The organism is Nonomuraea sp. NPDC049504 (assembly GCF_040676845.1).
Lineage (GTDB): Bacteria > Actinomycetota > Actinomycetes > Streptosporangiales > Streptosporangiaceae > Nonomuraea > Nonomuraea salmonea.
Window position 1 is genome coordinate 1 of the sequence record NZ_JBFAPT010000018.1, and the last position, 16,799, is coordinate 16,799.

Consider the following 16,799-nt stretch of genomic DNA (forward strand, 5'->3'; position numbering starts at 1 on the left):
GGACATGATCGTGTTCTCCCCCGAGATGGTCAATGATCTTTGCAGACTTCCGTCTACGTTTGGTGATCATTTCCACACCTGGAGTGATACCCCCCACCGCAGGTTCGAGGGTTTCCGATGTCGTGCGACATCACAGAGTGCCCCCGGCAGGATTCGAACCTGCGGCACCCGCTTTAGGAGAGCTCGAGTCGAACGGCGTCCGGTTTCCCTATAAAGGGCCATATGTTCTTTTTGCTGGGCCTGTATTGGCCCTTCAGCAAGGACCCCCCAATCTCCATGGCTGGGCGGGTGTTTGCACTGGTTAGAGCGGTACTCCGGACGGGAGTCTTGCAAGGCGGTCCCGCTCTTCAGATGCGGGCGCTCATCGCTGATTACGGTAGCTGGGAGCCTCGGGCTTCAGCCCGGCTGTTGCGGTGTAGAAGGGTACAGTCGGCGTTCACGGCTCCCTGGACGAGTTCGAGATCAACCCAGGTGGTTAGTTAGCAGTTCTCGCCGTTGGCCGGCGTGAGGAGTACGGCGAACCTGCGGACAAGGCAGGATGGTATCTGGCGAAGGCGGTGGACCCACTGCCTTATTCCTTGAGGTCGAGGGCGCCGTATCCAACCCTGCGGGCGTGCTCGTGCAGGGCGTCGACAGTGACCTCGGTGTCTGGTTCGAGCTGGCGACAGACGCGATCGAGGAACGACGTCAATTCTGAGGTCGTGCGGCGGGTTGCCGTGACGTAGGCCAGCGCCCGGGTGAGGACGGTTTTAGTCCGCGTAGGGGCGTCGTCGCACCATAGTTGGAGGACGTGGCTGCGTGGAGCGACGTACGAGCCGAGCATCATCAGGGAGAAGGTGCCCTTATCCCTTGCTCCGACTGTGCGCTCGGAGTAGCGAGAGGGCGGGAGGACGAGCCGGAAGCTGTAGTGGTCGACCCAGCTGAGTGCCTGCGGAGGGATCTTTCGTTCGCGCATCCACTCGGCGAAATGGTCACGGGGCTGCTCGGAATCGGTGCTCTCCATCGCATGAGTGGCTTTCGGCCATGAGTTGAGGATCTTCTCCAGATGGTGGTCCCGCAGTTCGGCGACACCGGAGTAGACAAGTGTCCTGAGCCGCTGGCCGTCGTGCGCCCTGACGGCGTAGTAAGGCAGGAATGCCCGGCCCACCTCCAGCACCTCGAGGTTGAGCAACTCATCCGGCAAGTCATACTCGCCTCGGTCGGGACGCCGGGCCAGCTCCGCGACGACGCCCGGACGGAAGCTGCATGCTTCAGGAAGGAGGTGGAAGGCCCGCTGGGCGTATGCGGCGTCCTGGTCCAAGATTCGGACGCCGTGGGCGTAGTGAGCGGTAGGCAGCGGTCCGCCTCGTACGCCGTCGAAGTACAGGCATAGCCGCTCCTGCTTCTCGGTGTAGCGGCGGTCGTCGCGGACTGAACGCAGTCCTCGTTCGGTGAGGGAGAGGGCGTCGGCGCTGCCTTGCAGGTGGCCGATTCCGCCAAGGAAGCGCAGCACTCGGTCGATCATATGCTCGGAGACGCCGAGGAACTCTGCGATGTCTTGGAGTCGGGTGAAACCGCCTTCGGCGATGGCAAGGCCGACGTACCGGTCGAGGAGGTCGAATGGGCCGCGTTCCTCAATGGCCGCGGAGAGCTCCGCGGCGTGCAGAGGGAGTGCGAGCGCGTGAATGCGTACAGGCCGGATGCCGCGTAGGTCGGCAGCGTGTTCCAGGGCTCGGGCCGGAGCGTAGAGGATCGTGTCGGTCGACGTGCTGCTCATGAGTGCTCCCCGAGGTGTCGCGTGATCTCGCGGTACCCGCGCAGGTCCCCGGCGGTTCGCACGTGGTCGTGCAGGGCTCGCGCCAGGTCGCGGAAGCCGGGGTCGCTGGCGTTGAGGAGCGTGGTCGAATCGCCGACGAGGATCAGCCGCTGCTTGGCACGGGAGAAGGCCACGTTGGAGCGGCGTACCTCGCGAAGGAAGCCGATGTTGCGGTACGGGTTACTGACCGTGAACCCGAAGAGGATGGTGTCGTGCTGGCCACCCTGGAACGAGTCGACGGTCGCCACCCGGCGGGCGACGACGCTCTCGTCACCGATGCGCCGGGCGAGCAGGGAGGTGACCAGGCCGATCTGAGCCGCGTAAGGCAGAATGACCGCCCAGTCGCCGGACTGTGCGTGGTAGTGGACCGCCAGGAGCGCCAGCAGCCTGGCTTCGCACATGTTGAGCCGGCTGTCCTTGGGCCAGGGTTCGTCCGCGCGAGGCTTCCGTTCGCGCCGCTCCCGCTCTGGCAACTCCGTGGTATCGATGAACGCAACGGGAGCGGCGAACAGGTCGTCGCGGTGGACCCGCCTCACGTCAGTTTCCAGGAGACCGCTGTAGAAGTGGCGGGAGATGAAGCGAGACAGGCTTTCGGGCATCCGGCGCTGAAAGCGCAGCAGTTCCTTGTTCTCCTGAGGCGCCGAGGGGAACAGCAACTCGAAGGCGCTGTCGGTGATGAGCCGGGCCAGCTCGGAATCGCCGGGGTGCTCCGCCGCGGCCCAGGCGACGAGCCGTTGATCCGGTAGCGGCGGAAGCTGGACGTGGTCGCCGACGAGGACCGCCCTGCGTGCCCGGACCAGTGGAACGAGCAGGTCGGCTGTGCTGATCTGGCCGGCCTCGTCGACGATGGCCACGTCGAAGTCGACGTCGTCGAGATGCTCGCTCGTCGCGGTGCCGATACAGGTCGCGCCGATCACATCGGCGTATCTGACGAGCTCGGCGTACAGCTGTTCCGTCCGCCGTTCGAGTTCTCCTCGCCATGAGGTCAGGAGGCCGAGCCGACTGCGCATCAGCGCGAGTACTGAACCCGCGGCGGAGAAGAACGCGGCCAGCCTCGCCGGGTCGGCACTGATTTCGGGCGTTTCGCCGTCGAGCAGTCCGCGCAGGGACCTGGCGACCTTCGCCGCCCGCTCGGCGCAGGCTCGTTGTCCGGCCAGGTCGCGTTCGTGAGCCCGGCGGGCGGCCACGAGGTCGGGATGCGTGCTGCGGACATGGTCCAGCTCGGCCGCCAGCCGTGCCCGATCCTGCGCCGTCACGGCCAGCGTCCGGCGGATGCCCTCGGACTCGGCAGCCGTCGTGGATCGCTCCTGTTGCAGCCGGGTGAGCCGCCGCCGGAAGAACCGGCCGACCAGCGGGAAATCGGCGGCCCGCCGAGCCCTGCTCAGCATGCGGTCGAGCCGGTCGAGAGCATGGCAGTGCCCGACGAGTAGCTCCTCGTGGCGGCGCCGCTCGTCGTCCAGGGCACTCGCTTGCCGTCGGAGATCGGCGGTCACGAACTCTTCGCGTTCGGCCAGGGCGGCGGTGCTGTGCCGGACCTGCGCACCGGCATCGTCCAGACGCCGCAGGTCCTCGGCGAGCTGCCGATGCAGGGCGTCCGCGGGGCCATCCGAAGCTGCGGCGCCATAGCGGGCGAGGACAGGTTCGGTCCGCTCGGCGATGCGCCGCTGGAGTTCGACCGCCCGCGCCTCCAGCATCAGGTGCTCGCACCCCGGCGTGACGCCGTCCTCTCGGCCGATGCGCAGGACCAGCAAGTCTTCCGGCAGGTCCTGGAGCACGTTGTCGACCGCTCGATTGGTGTAGGAGGAGATGAGAACCTTGCGCTGCTCCTCGGCACAGGCCAGAACCACCTGGCGGATGGTGTGCGTCTTGCCGGTGCCGGGCGGTCCCTGGATAAGGGCGAGGTCCGGAACGGCCAGCGCTTTATGGAAGGCGCTGAGCTGGCTGGTGTCCAGATGTTCGCGGGGACGACGCCCGAGCGCGGGGGTGAAGGTCTGGAAGCCGTGGTCGACCAAGGCGGTCAGTAACAGCGGATTGCGGGCGCGGCCTTCCCGCAGGATCTCGATGGCCGCTCGCTTCTTATCAAAGGCGATCAGGTTGGGCGACTCGGCGAAGGCGCCGCTCTCGGGAATCCGGCCGAAGTCCACGGGCCGCTCAAACCGCACCATCGCCACACCCTCGTCGATCCGCTCGATCCGGCCACGCAGATCGGGCTCGCCGTCGATGTGCACGCGAGTGCCTTCCGCCAGCCGGTTGGCGTCGATGAGCTGGAAGGCGTGCACCGACCGCGCGGAGCGGCGGGTCGCGGCCACCGAGGAGACGCGGTGATAGGGGACGAGCCGGCTGGCGTCTCCCGCCGAAGCCTCGATCCGCCGTCCCTGGTCCACCAGAGTGGCGAGCCGGTCGAGATAGGCGGTGTGAGAGGCCCGCGCCTTGGGCTCCTGATCGGGCGGCGCGATGACACCTGTGGCCCAGGCGGTCTGGATGGCTGGCCAGCCGGAGGAGTGACGCAGCTGGTAAGGGTGCTCGTAGACCCGCCATTGCCCGGCGCGCAACAGCAGGCCGCCCCGCACGATCCGGTCGTGGTCGCTGAAACGCATCGGATGGATCCAGACGACCCGGTAGCCGCGCAGGTCCTGGGTGGGGAACATCATGAGCGCGTACCGGCCGTCGACATAAATCTTGAGAGAGTCGTCGCGGCCCTCCCGGCCGCGTTCCAGACGAGCAGGGATCAGGTTCTGCGGCCCGGCTGCCCGCAGGTCGTGGCAGATGCCTTCTAGCCCTGGCAGGAGCGGATGACGCTCGCGCTGCGCGATGAGCTTGCTGGGAAAATTCTTGGACCAGATCAGACCGACCTCGGCACCGAGGTCGACGACCCTGTTCTCCACGGTCTGCTCCTTCGCCTCAGATGCGCAGTCCAGCGCCGAGCTCCACGATGTCGCCGCGTTCGGCCGGGTCGGGTGAGAGCGCGCGGTCGAGGGCGTGGGCAAAGCGCTCCGGGACGGCAGGGTTCAGGACCGCGGCCGAGACGAGCGGTACTGGCGGACGCCCGGTCACCGTCAGGTGGATCAGCTCGGCCAGCTGGCGGACGTCCTCGGCGGGCTCGATGGGATGCAGGAACGCCTGGCCGGCGTCGCGCAAGAAGAGCGCTCCATCCCGGTCGGTCATGATCGAGTCATCCGCGAGGGCACCATGGGCGAGGCCTCTGGCATGCAAGGAGGCCAGCCCCTTGCAGAGCCCGGCGGCTCCGGCAGCCAGGACACGTACGGCCTCGGCTTCGCGGCCTCGGCCGCCGTAGAAGTGGGCCATGGTGGTGAACGAGGGAAGCGCGGTGACCAGCGTCGCCCTCTCGGCAGTCATGGACGCCGCGACGGGCGTCGGCAGGCCGGGGAGTGCTTCGGTGAGCAGGCCAGCCTCGGCGGCCAAGGCGAGGCGGCGTTCCAGGGCCTCGGAACCGGGCCATTTGGTGGCGATCGTGCGGATCCAGACGTGACGGCCGTCCGGCGCGAACGCGAACGCCCGCGACACGATTGCTGTGCCGTCCGCGAACCTCTCCTCCTCGGGATCCCTCGCAACTCGGTAGGCGACGCCTCCGACCTTCACCATCTTTCCGAGGCCCGTGGGCTCCACGTTAAGCGGCTCGTCCGGCTCCGGTCGAGCCCGCTCGACCACCACCCACCCCTCATGCTCCGCCTTGATGGCGCGCAGATGCTCGTCCGGCCACAGGCCCGGCTCTTTGTCGATGGTTCGATGGCAGCTCGGGCACAGCAACATGAGGTTGCCGAGGCCATCAACTTCCGCCGGTCTGGCCGCCTCCCGGCGAGGCCCGTCCAGGGAGTGCGGCGCGATGTGGCCCATTTCGCCGATGTGGTGGGTGCCGCCCTCGATGTCCAGGGGTCTGCGGCAGATGGTGCATTGCCTGTCGGTCGCGTCGAAGAGCGCGCGCCGGATCTCATTGGGGATGTGCTTGCGCTGAGCTTGCGCCACCCCAGGATGGTAACGATTGCTGCTCCCAGACGGTGGCTCTCCCGCAGAAGTTCGTCGCCTTGCTGCATCAGTTGCTTGCGATCGGCGAGCAGTCGTGATCTAAGGCATGGCCTGGAACGGCGTAAGCAACCTGACGGACATGACGCCGGTGACCGTTGGAACCGCAGTACCTGTGCCGCGAAGTCAGTCGAGTGTCAGTTGTGTGTGTGCTGCGGGTCGGCGTTGCGCTTTTATGTAGGGCAGAAGCGCGGGTGGAAGTTCCGGGCGTGTTCCAGTGAGAAGCTCTTCCACTGTAATCAATTGAAGTTTAGGGTAGGATCGGCCGTGGCGTTCAGCACGGAAGAGCCCGGACCTGTTGACCTCGTGGAGCATTCCTCGTGTAGGCCGCTCCAAGGTAATAAGCACCCCGCCCGCGGCGCCTTGATGGCCGACGGCGCCAGCGAGATCACGGACCATATGAGGGCCGAGCTGCCGACCGCCCTTGACTGATATTAAAACGCGGTCGGTTCCCCCTTGGCCGTCGATGGGAAATCTAATTACACCGTCGAATCCTTTGTCGCCGACCTGTCTCTCGTTAGGCTGTCCGTCTATGAGCGAGACGGCCCAGCGTTCGAACTCGAACGGGGATCGGTGGAATAGTGATCGCGCTGCTTCTATATCGTGTGGTATGCCTAGGACTGTAAAGGAATCCATTACTGTATCGCCGTATACTCCACGCAAGCGCTTCTCGATCAGGTCTATTGCGAGGTACGTTATGTCGATTCCCATCCAGCGGCGGCCCAGTTTCTGGGCGGCGTCGATGGCAGTGCCGCAGCCACAGAATGGATCCAGCACTACTTCGCCAGGATTGCTGCTGGCGCAGACGATGCGTTCCAGGAGCTTAAGTGGCTTCTGCGTCGGGTAACCCAGACGTTCCTTGTCTGCAGAGGTGAGTCGAATGTCAGTCCAGACATCTTGCAGTGGAACTCCCGGTTGTTCGTCCAGATATCGCTTGAATACCGGCATTCCGGTTCGGCGGAACTCTATCCGGCCTTCGGCCAACATTTGGTCGAGCTTCTCACGGGAGTATGCCCAATGCCGCCCGCGGTATGGTCGGACGCCCAGCCATTCGAAGTCGACGTCGCCGCCAGGTTTTGCTGCGGTCAAATCACCTCGCCGGTATCGCCTTCCGGTTCCAGCTTCAATGTGCGTGTAGTTCTTTTCGATCGACTTCGGATCGAAGGGAGTGTATTGAGCGTTCCAGACGAACGTCCTGCCCGCAGTATAAAAAAGGATCACATCGTGTGATCTGCCATAGCGAAGGGAGTCGTTCTTCGCGCCAGCGCGCAGCCAGGAAATCTCGTTGCGGAAGTTCTCGCCACCGAAGATCGCATCGAGTAGAATTTTTAGATAGTGTGATGCAGTCGGATCGCAGTGGAGATAGAGCGAACCGGTTGGCTTCATCACGCGATACAGTTCGATCAGCCGAGCGGCCATCATTATCAGATAGGCCAGCACATCGTTAGTGCCCAGCACCCTGCGCATCGCTTCCAGCGCGTCGGCAAGCCGTGCAGGAGCGTCGCCGTTCAACAGTTGCTGATATTGAGCCTCGCTCTCTTGGCTCCATGTCCATGTGTCGTCAAATGCCTCTATCTGGGCTTGCGACTCTTGGCCTGTCCGATGACGGAAAAGAACGTTATAGGAGCGGTTGGAGTTGAATGGCGGATCGAGATAGACGAGGTCAACGGATCGGTCGTCGATGTGTCGGCGGAGTATGTCAATGTTGTCGCCATAGAAGAGGCGATTTCTCCATGCATCCGGCATTGGCACCCGCTTCATGCAACCGAGCCGCTTTGATAGATGGATCTCCTTTTTTATAGATCGGAACTTGGAACGAGGCAATATGAAACTGTGTTCGATATGAGATGGAGCCCCGACCGTGGGAAGCTCGCCGAGCTTCCAACGGCTGATCTCCGGCTGGACTGCAAGGGACGGGCAGTCAGCGAACCAATACCCGTCCCTGACGAAATGCACGTGCACGAATCCCATCAGACCTTGGACACCAAGCGTGGCGAGTCCGGTTCATGCTCCTTGAGGACGGCCTCAAGTTCGACGAGAAAGTTGGCTCGAAGCCGGAGACCCCTCACGAGAGGTGGTTGTTAGAGCTGCCGCAGTGCCAGCCGGCCGAATCTACTGGCAGGCCGTACGACTCAGCCTGACATTGGCTTCCAGATGGATGACGCGGTTGACGTGCCCTTCGACCGAGCCAGAAGTGAAGGGGGAGCCGGATCGGCCAGGGTGGTCTATGTGCGTAAGAAGATCTCGTCGATGTGCCACTCAAGGGTCTCGGGGTGGGGTCGGTCGCGTGGTCGGCTCGGGACGTGAATTTCCTGTCCGGCCCGGCGGTAGAACTCCTCGCCGTTGCCGAACTCCTCACGAAGTCTCGGGCTGACCAGCAGGCGATGCTTAGCTCGCGTTCCGCAGATGTGTAGCGAGAAAGGCACATAGATCTGTGGCCTGAGCTGGGGAAACGCTTGCGAGCGTGCTGATGCGGCGTGTCACTAGGCGCCGGTGTTGTGCCTGGTCAGGCGTCTGCGGCGGGTACGGCTTCGACGATTTTCTTCGGGGTTGGGATGTCGAGTTTGGCCAGGATGTCGCGCTGGGGCTTGGTCAGCTCTGCGCGCTGGCGGAAAGTGCCGGTCGGGCCGGTGAAGGTGGCGACCGTCAGGAGGTCGAACTCGGTGCGGATGCGCCTCCAGGTGGTGCCGGTGGTGGTCTCGATGATGCGGATCAGCAGCAGCGCCAGCCAGCACAAGATGACGTGCGCGCGGATGCGTTCCTCCAGCCGGTGATAGACCGGGCGCAGGTCGATGATCTGCTTCATGTCGCGCCAGCCTCGCTCGACCTCCAGCAGTTGCTTGTAGCCGACGGCGATGTCCTCGGCCGGCAGCTTGGGGTCCGAGCAGCGCAGCAGGTACTTGCCGTCCAGGTTCGCCTCGGCCTTGACCTTGGCGGCGTCGATGCGCAGCAACCCCTTGGGGGTAGTGCGCAGATACCGGTTCAGGCCGGGCTTGGTGGAGATGACGCCGCGCAGTTCGGCGCGTTTGGTGGCGCTGAGCGCGTCGGTGCCGGCGATCAGCTCCTGGAGTTGTGTGAGGAGGCGTTCCCGGATGGCCGCATCGCGTGCGGCGCCCTCAGGGTTGAAGCAGATCACGAACCGGTCGGCCTCACCGATGCGGACCTCTTTGACCTTCAGATTCTCAGCCACGTCCTGATAGCGGCCCTGCCGGGACAGCGCGGCCTTGGCCTCGGCCGAGCCCGAGCGCAGCCGTTCACCGATGATGTAGTGATGATCGCCCTGGCGCAGGTAGCGGCGGTTGTCGGCGGAGGCGAAGCCGCGATCCCCGACCCACACGATCTTGGATAGGGTCCAGTCCCGCATGTCGTCCTTGACCTGGCGGATCAGGGCGGTGTCGGTGGTGCTGCCGGGCCAGGACCAGACGCGGACCGGGATGCCGTCGCGGGTGACGGCCATGCCGATGACGATCTGCGGCAGGTCGTCGCGGTGATCCTTGGACTTGCCGTGGGTGCGGAAGCCCTTCATCACCGATCCGTCGCCATCACCCTCATCGGTGTTGTCGGCGTCGGGCAGCGGGACACCGCGCTGGTCACGGGCGATCGGTTCGTCGCCTTCGTCGATCTCGAAGTAGGTGGAGGTGGTGTCGAAGAACAGCAGGTCGACTTCCAGGTTGAGCAGGGTGGCGACCTGGTCGAACACCTTGCGCTCCACGGAGTCTTGGACCTGGTGCAGCCAGTCCATCGCCCGGTAGCAGGCGTCGTCGCTGCAGGCGGGCAGGCCGTCGATGTGGGCGGCGCGGCCGGCCCAGTGGGAGGCGGCCAGCTTGGAGGAGGCGTCCAGGGCGCGGTTGGCGACCAGCGCGAACAGCACCCGTTCGGTGAACGGGCTGCGCCGGGTGGAGGCCAGCATGCGCGTCATGATCGTGTCGATCTTCAGCTGCCGCCACAGCTGGTCGAGCAGGTAGACGCCGCCGTAGGCGGCCGAGCCGATGAAGGTCAGGTCCGCGCCCGAGGTGAGCGCGGCGGCGCGGCTCGGGTCCAGCAGCCGGCACAACGAGCCGACCAGGCGTTCGACGGCGGCGCGGTCGATCAGATCTTCGCGGCCGAAGTTGTGCAGGACCTTCATCTTGGCGGCTTTGGCGACCGGATCCCACTCGTTATGGGCGAGTTGGAGGTATCGCACCGTGGTGCCGTCTTTGTTCTTCCGGCTCGCTGTCCTGACGAACATGTCACCAGACCGTAGCAGCGCGTGTGCACGTCGTGACGGGGTTATCAGTGAAGTCGTGTCACTAGGGCTTTCCGCCGTTTCCACCAGGCCATACTCCGTTGACTTGCGGGTTCAGACCCGAACATGCCTTGGATCACGGATTAGCTGCGGAACGCGGGCTTAGGGTCGACCGCCAAGTAGCCTCGGTCGAACAGCGTGTGGACGTCCGAGCGTAGAAGTAGTCCGTTGTCCAGACGATGTTCGCCGCCCACCGCGACCGGGCGGATGTGGGCCGCCTGCAGGACCGGTCGGATTCTGTCACCGCTGATCGCGCACCGGCGTTCGTAGGCGTGCAGGACCACGGCCAAAGGCCTGCTGGCCGAGCCTGCGGGGGGCCAGCCGTGGATCCCCATAGACCGGTCTGTCACGGTGCCACGGCTCGGACAGGTCGATGTTGACGCCAATGCCGATTCTGTGCAGCAGATCATGGAAGTAGTCGGCGGCTGGGTGGCTTGCGAGGTCGTAGCTTTTGCCCTGCACGATGTTGGACGCGAAGTCCGGGGGCGGCCCGACGATTCGATCGTCTGGCAAGAAGAAGACGTCGCGGATGATGACGCAGCCGATGACCGGGTCCTCCCCGGGGTCAATCGGCTGGCTGAATCGCCCCGGGTTCGGTGGAGACTTGATCTCTTGAGAGGATCGAGTCCATGCCAGGTAAGTCTCCCTATCCCGCCGAGCTGCGCCGCCGAGCGGTGCGGATGGTCGCCGAGGTGCGGCCGGACTACCCGACCGAGTGGGCGACGATCAACGCGGTCGCGACCAAGCTCGGCATCGGCACCGCGGAGACACTGCGCACCTGGGGCCGCCAGGCCCAGATCGACGAAGGCAGCCGGCCCGGCCGCACCAGCGACGAGTCGGCCGAGCTGAAGCGACTGCGCCGGGAGAACGCCGAACTGCGGCGCGCCAACGAGATCCTGAAGGCCGCGTCGGCTTTCTTCGCGGCCGAGCTCGACCGGCCACACACGCACTCGTGACCTTCATCGACCAGCACGCCAGCGTGTTCGGTGTCGAGCCGATCTGCCGTGTCCTGACCGAACACGGCTGCCCCATCTCCACCAGCACCTACTACGCCGCCAAGAGGCGCCCACCCTCGCCGCGGGCAGTACGCGACGCCGAGCTGGACGCCCACATCCAGCGCATCCACGCCGCCAACTACGGCGTCTACGGAGCCCGCAAGGTATGGCGGCAACTGCTGCGCGAAGGACATCAGGTGGCCCGCTGCACCGTCGAACGACGCATGCGCGCACTCGGCCTGCAAGGCGCCCGGCGGGGCAAGAGGATCCGCACCACCACGCCCGATCCAGGACACGAGCGCGCCGCCGACCGGCTGCAGCGCGACTTCACCGCACAGAGGCCGAACTCCGCCTGGGTGGCCGACTTCACCTACGTTTCCGCCTGGTGCGGGGTGGTCTACGTCGCGTTCGTGGTCGACGTCTATTCCCGGGCGATCGTCGGCTGGGCCGCCTCGCTGACCAAGCACACCACCCTCGTGCTGGACGCCCTGGACATGGCGTTGTGGCGGCGCGAGCGCACCGGTCATCCGGCCGGGGCGGGGTTGATTCATCATTCGGACGCGGGCAGTCAATACACGTCTTTCCGGTTCACCACCCATCTGCTGGCGGCCGGCATCGACGCCTCCATCGGCACGGTCGGCGACGCGCTCGACAACGCCCTGATGGAATCGCAGATCGGCCTGTTCAAGACCGAGCTGATCAAGCCCCGAGGCCCATGGCGCAGCCTGGCCGAGGTGGAACTGGCCACCGCCGAGTGGGTGTCCTGGTTCAACGCCACCCGCCTGCACTCAGCTATCGGACACCGTCCGCCCGACGAGTTCGAGGCCATCTACTACGCTCACCACCACCCCAACGAAGCCCTAGCAATCAACCGCTGAGGTCTCCATCAAAGCCGGGGCGGTTCAGGCTGCGGTATCGCCCCACCTGGTGACGCAACTCACCGAGGCTTGATGAGCCGTTGCCTTGTCCGAAGAACTCCCAGGCCTCTGAGACGCGAAGGGGGGGCGAAGCCGCTGAAGAAGCCACCGCCGACTACGCGGTTGTGTGGGTGATGGGTTTTGAAGAAGAACGGTTCGCCGTGGTCAAGTGCGCGGAATTCGCGACCGCTGGAGGGGCGCCAGAAGTTGACCTCGGTGAGCATGGGACGTGCGGAAAGGAACCGGTACCAACTTCCGTCGGTGACCCCCACGTACGCCTTCACGAGGGTAATTGTGCATGTTTTTGATCAGGCCTGCCAGCGGACGGTTGATTGATCTTCGCGGGGAGGCTTCTTTCGGCAATGGTTCACAATCAAACCATTGTGCCACGTCACCCGCAAGTGGGAATGCTGGCAGATGTTCGTGCTCATGTGGCTCGCGTTGCTGTTGATCGGGACGGGCCGCGCTCTGTCCGGCGTCCGACTGCGGAGAGGACCTGTCACAGAACTCGCGATAGATGCCGCCTTTGTCTCCTTATATGCCGGGGTGCCGAGCCTGCGTGCCTTTCACGGTTGATGAGGGCGATGGCCAGATTGAGGGCGGCGACGGCCAGTGGGATGAGGTCAACCAGAAGCTCCATTGGGTTCCTCCGCGATGTGTGTTGGCTGCTCTCATGGTCAGCGCAGGACGAGGGTCCGGCATCGAATGCGGAGCATGCCGGAGGCGCTACCGTGCAGAGTGAACCGGTCGTGCAGGCTGGACGGCTGTTGGGGGCCGCACCGACGATGGGAGTGGAACCGGTCCGGTGCCGTCCGAATCAGTGGGCGAAGAACTCTGCGGATGGATGGGATTCAGGACGGGAGGAGCGTCGCTGGTGCACGTTGAGATGCCAGACCCCAGCCAGGTGCATACCGTCCCCGAGCTGATATCCGCGTTACGCGCCTTACGGGCAGGCCGCTCATACGCCGATCTCGACAAAGCAGCCAACCCTGGAAAGCGGCCGAAGGAAGGGTTACCGAGTTCGACGTTGTCGGATCTGCTCAACAAGGGCAGGGCCAGCCGGGAAACGCTGGAGGCGTTCCTGCGTGCCTGTGCGGTTCCTCGCGAGCAGTGGAATGCGTGGCAAGCAGCCCGGGAACGCGCGCTCACCGCCGATGCCCCTGGCACTGCCGGCCTGATCCGAGTGGCACAGGCCGACCCTCGTCGGCTGGGTGTGCATGCTGCGATCGACGCTCCGGGCGCGACCGGCGACCTCCCCGCCTACATTCTTCGCGACACCGATACCGCCCCGCGCGGAGTCCGGGACCTTCTGGCCAAGGCTGCCGGCCGAGGCGGCATGGTGCTGCTGGTTGGTGAGTCGTCGGTGGGTAAGTCCCGAAGCGCATTCGAAGCGATCCGCGCGGTGTTACCGCACTGGTGGCTGCTGCATCCCGCTGATGCCGGGCAGGTCCGTCAGGTCGCCGAGCAGACGATCGGTCGCTTGGTCATATGGGCGGACGAGCTCCAACGGTACGTGGGCGGCTCGGCCGGCTTGAGCGCCGCCACCGTCCGCGTCCTGCTGCAGTCAGGCGTAGTACTGGTCGCGACCATCTGGCCCGAGCGTTACACCGCCTACACGGCGATGCCGGGCCCAGGGCAGCCGGATCTGTACGCCGCTGAACGGCAGCTGCTGGAGCTGGCCGACGTGGTTCACCTGCCGGGCTCCTTCAGCGCCGCGGAGCGCGAGCGCGCCGAAGCCGTGGCGACCTCCGGGGACCAGCGGATCGCTTTGGCGCTGCGATCCGGGGACTACGGGCTCACTCAGATCATCGCCGCGGCTCCACAACTGGTGAATCGATGGCGCGGCGCGGATCCCTACGCCGCCGCGGTGCTGAACGCTGCCATCGACGCCACGCGCCTCGGCGTCGTGTCCCCGCTCAGCTCGGACCTGCTGCGTGCCGCGGCACCCGGATATTGCGACGTGCGCCAGCGCGCCGCAGCCTCACCCGATTGGTTCGAGACCGCCCTCGCGTATGCCACCGGAACGTTGAACGGCGCCGCGGCCGCCCTCGCCCCGGTCGCCGGCTCCACCACCATGGGACAGATCAGCGGTTACCAAGTCGCCGACTACCTCCAGCAGCACGCCGGACAGCAACGCCATCTGGCAGAGGTACCAAGCACCTGCTGGCAGGCGCTGGTCGACCATCTCACCGATCCCGGTGACCAGACCCGCGCCGGCCACGCCGCACAACATCGCCTCCTGCACAGGCAGGCTCGAGCTCTGTACCAGCACGCCATTCGCTCTGGTCATGAGCAGGCGACCGGGCTTCTGTCCACACTTCTGGTCGGACAAGGCCGAACGGATGACGCGTTGGCGCTGTGGCGGGCCCAGGCCGATGCAGGGGAGGACTCCGCAAGAACGACGCTGGCCGGCCTTCTCGACGAACAGAACCGAGCAAGGGAGCTCGCACGCAGGCTGGCCGATGCGGACCCCGGCGACAGAGCGTCCACTGTCCGGATGGCTGGTCTGCTGGTCGCGCAGGGGCGCCCGCAGGACGCGCCCGCACTGTGGCGGGCGCGGGCCGATGCCGACCGCTTCGCCACCGTCCGGGCACCGGAGCGGCTCGACGGCGAAGTGACCGCCGATGATCTGGCCGAAATGCTGATGACGGCGCTGGACATCAAAAGCCCCCAGACACGCCGACACAGCGAACGCATTTCCCGGCTGGCCGTCATGATCGGCGAAGGTATGGGAACGCGCCCTGACTCATTGGAGGCCGTACGTCTGGCTGGGCTGTTTCACGACATCGGCAAGCTCGCCATCCCCGGCACTGTCCTCAACAAAGACGGAGCTCTCACCCAGGAGGAGTACGCGCTGATCCAATCGCACACGAGCTGCGGCGTGAGCATCGTCGAGGGACTGATGGAACTCTTCGACGACCTCCTTGAACCATCCGCTCGAACCCTCCTCACCGACGCCGCCCTGGAGGGGATTCTTCACCACCACGAACGGTTCGACGGCCGCGGCTATCCCAGGGGTTTGGAGGGCGGGGAGATCCCGGAGAGCGCCCGCGTCATCACCGTGGCCGACGTGTTCGACGCCGTCGCCACTGGACGTGCTTACCGCCCGGCAAGGAGCATCGAAGAGGCTCTCGAAATCATGAGCCAGGAATCGGGAGCGTCCTTCGATCCTGAGATGGTGGAGGTGTTCCTGAGCATCGCTGACAGCCGATACGACCAGCTCGAATCGCTCTTCAGCGCCAGGCCTGCCCGCAACGACCGTAAGAAGCCGATGTGAGCGGTTGTCCCGTGCACGCCAGTGATCATTCCTTTAGCCGTACAAGGCGGCCTGGCGAGTGACCAATCGCGGGTCGGCGTCCGGCCTGGCGTGGGTAGGGCCACGAGGTAGGAACGGGATGCTCGGGTGCCGGCGACGAACACGTCTCGCCCGTCACCCGGCGCCGGCCGCTTGCGCTGCAGGTTGACCTCGCACCGCAAGTCGGAGTTACGCACGTATCTGCCATGACCAGCAGCCTTTTAGCCCGGTGCACGGGCGGTATAGCCGGACCGGTATGTCTTCAGGACACTCCTAAGCTTCAGCGCTCCAGGGTGCCATCCGCTATGTGCCTGTGGCCTGGGCGATGCCACTGGCGATCAAGAGCGATATCACTCGCCTTGCGTGTCATATCCATCCATGGTGAAGCAGGGGCTTCACAGAAATGACTAGGCGGAGTCGTAGGCGCCTTCGGGAACGAGAGAGGCGAATATCGAAAGAATATTCGAGTCGCGATTTTGTCGGTCGTCGTTTCTAATGTGGTGGGCAACGCAGAAGCAGGGAGGGGAAATGGCGTACGGAGTGGCGTCCCCAGAGGCAACGGGGGGCGCAGGGACGATCTTTGAGTACCGGGTTGCGGCCTTGGCATTCAGCAGGCTGCTGCGCGGAGCGCACGTTCCTGTGGGGATCGATCTGCCTGTCGAGAGCGTTGCCTTGCAGCAGCGAGTTGCAGGGAGCCTGCTCGATGACGTCGTCATGCGAGCAGGGCCAGCGCACCAAAGTACGACGATCGAATTTCAGGTCAAGAAGCAGCTGGCCGTCACGGGAAGCAGTGAGGCGCTGATCTCGTTGCTCGGCCAGGCTGCGGAGACTTGGAAAACTCGCGAGCACGCTCTTGAAACAGGGCGCCTCCTCCTCGGCGCTGCGGCGCCCGGGCCGAGGGACGACCTCGCTGACCTGCATGATCTGGCGGCTCGAGCACGCGCTCACAGCACCCACGTCTCGTTTCGGCGCCTCCTCGTGGAGAAGGTGACGAGCGAGCGACTACGTACACGGCATGCTCAGATCGTCAAGGCAATGTCCGCTGCGACGGGTATCACCGAACCCGACGGACTCGAGCACTTGACCCACCGGGTGCTGTCACGTCTACACGTGTGGCGCGTCGAACCGTTCGAGGACGGTCGGGACTGGCTCGACGGGCTCGACAATCTCGCCGAACTTGCTCGGAACACTGGCCAGTCGGCCACGGTCTTGCTGGTTATGCTTGCCGAGCTAGCCGAAGCGATCGGCCCTCATGCGGGTGACTTCGATGCCCAACAGGTTAGGGCGCGGTTCCAGCGCAAGCATGGCATTGCACTCCCTGCGCCGCCGGCACAGGCTTCGCCCTTCAAGGGTGGAATTCGGTTCGAGGGTGATGTCACGTTCCAAGGTCCGTCGTATCTCGCCTCCCAGCAGGTTTTCAACGGCATGACCATCAACACCCATTACCCCCCGGCTTCGCCGAAGGAGTGAC

At 65.0% G+C, this 16,799-nt stretch carries 10 protein-coding genes; 3 read left to right on the top strand and 7 right to left on the bottom strand.

Annotation, left to right across the window (positions count from 1 at the left end; all coding sequences use genetic code 11):
- Window positions 1–571 precede the first annotated feature (571 nt).
- The 7 genes from AB0K28_RS30495 to AB0K28_RS30525 all read right to left on the bottom strand — a co-directional run bounded on the left by AB0K28_RS30495 (window position 572) and on the right by AB0K28_RS30525 (window position 10,634).
- Entirely contained in the window at window positions 572–1,756 is a 1,185-nt protein-coding gene (locus tag AB0K28_RS30495; protein ID WP_364376853.1) for a hypothetical protein, read from the bottom strand.
- Window positions 1,753–4,680 (bottom strand): AAA domain-containing protein, encoded by a 2,928-nt coding sequence (locus AB0K28_RS30500; RefSeq protein ID WP_364376856.1) that lies wholly within the window; start codon window positions 4,678–4,680, stop codon window positions 1,753–1,755. Before AB0K28_RS30500 ends, AB0K28_RS30495 begins: the two co-directional genes overlap by 4 nt.
- A 16-nt stretch (window positions 4,681–4,696) precedes the next feature.
- Complete coding sequence (locus tag AB0K28_RS30505) at window positions 4,697–5,779, bottom strand: HNH endonuclease (RefSeq protein WP_364376859.1); 1,083 nt, start codon at window positions 5,777–5,779, stop codon at window positions 4,697–4,699.
- 183 nt (window positions 5,780–5,962) lie between these two features.
- On the bottom strand, window positions 5,963–7,807 hold the full coding sequence (locus tag AB0K28_RS30510) for a DNA methyltransferase (protein WP_364376862.1): 1,845 nt from the start codon (window positions 7,805–7,807) through the stop codon (window positions 5,963–5,965).
- 535 nt (window positions 7,808–8,342) lie between these two features.
- On the bottom strand, window positions 8,343–10,064 hold the full coding sequence (locus AB0K28_RS30515; protein ID WP_364376864.1) for an IS1634 family transposase: 1,722 nt from the start codon (window positions 10,062–10,064) through the stop codon (window positions 8,343–8,345).
- Window positions 10,065–10,204: 140 nt separating this feature from the next.
- Window positions 10,205–10,456 carry an HNH endonuclease signature motif containing protein gene (locus AB0K28_RS30520; RefSeq protein ID WP_364376867.1) on the bottom strand — a complete coding sequence of 84 codons (252 nt, stop codon included), beginning with the start codon at window positions 10,454–10,456 and terminating at the stop codon, window positions 10,205–10,207.
- Complete coding sequence (locus AB0K28_RS30525; protein WP_364377194.1) at window positions 10,362–10,634, bottom strand: hypothetical protein; 273 nt, start codon at window positions 10,632–10,634, stop codon at window positions 10,362–10,364. Before AB0K28_RS30525 ends, AB0K28_RS30520 begins: the two co-directional genes overlap by 95 nt.
- A gap of 116 nt (window positions 10,635–10,750) precedes the next feature.
- Between AB0K28_RS30525 and AB0K28_RS30530 the strand changes: the two genes are divergently transcribed.
- From AB0K28_RS30530 to AB0K28_RS30540, 3 genes are all read left to right on the top strand, one after another.
- A protein-coding gene (locus tag AB0K28_RS30530) for an IS3 family transposase (protein WP_364376870.1) occupies window positions 10,751–11,994 on the top strand; the annotation gives its coding sequence in 2 pieces (ribosomal slippage) (window positions 10,751–11,033 and window positions 11,033–11,994; 1,245 coding nt in all).
- A gap of 913 nt (window positions 11,995–12,907) precedes the next feature.
- Window positions 12,908–15,310, top strand: coding sequence for an HD-GYP domain-containing protein (locus tag AB0K28_RS30535; RefSeq protein ID WP_364376873.1), 2,403 nt, complete (start codon window positions 12,908–12,910; stop codon window positions 15,308–15,310).
- Window positions 15,311–15,856: 546 nt separating this feature from the next.
- A complete protein-coding gene (locus AB0K28_RS30540; RefSeq protein WP_364376876.1) occupies window positions 15,857–16,798 on the top strand; it encodes a hypothetical protein in 942 nt (313 codons plus the stop codon).
- The last annotated feature ends 1 nt before the right edge of the window (window position 16,799 follow it).

What these genes read in the sequence shown, in the direction of transcription:
- AB0K28_RS30495 (WP_364376853.1), bottom strand. Translation starts at nt 1,756, where the DNA reads ATGAGCAGCACGTCGACCGACACGATCCTCTACGCTCCGGCCCGAGCC.
- AB0K28_RS30510 (WP_364376862.1), bottom strand. Translation starts at nt 7,807, where the DNA reads ATGGGATTCGTGCACGTGCATTTCGTCAGGGACGGGTATTGGTTCGCT.
- AB0K28_RS30515 (WP_364376864.1), bottom strand. Translation starts at nt 10,064, where the DNA reads ATGTTCGTCAGGACAGCGAGCCGGAAGAACAAAGACGGCACCACGGTG.
- AB0K28_RS30520 (WP_364376867.1), bottom strand. Translation starts at nt 10,456, where the DNA reads ATGGGGATCCACGGCTGGCCCCCCGCAGGCTCGGCCAGCAGGCCTTTG.
- AB0K28_RS30540 (WP_364376876.1), top strand. Translation starts at nt 15,857, where the DNA reads ATGGCGTACGGAGTGGCGTCCCCAGAGGCAACGGGGGGCGCAGGGACG.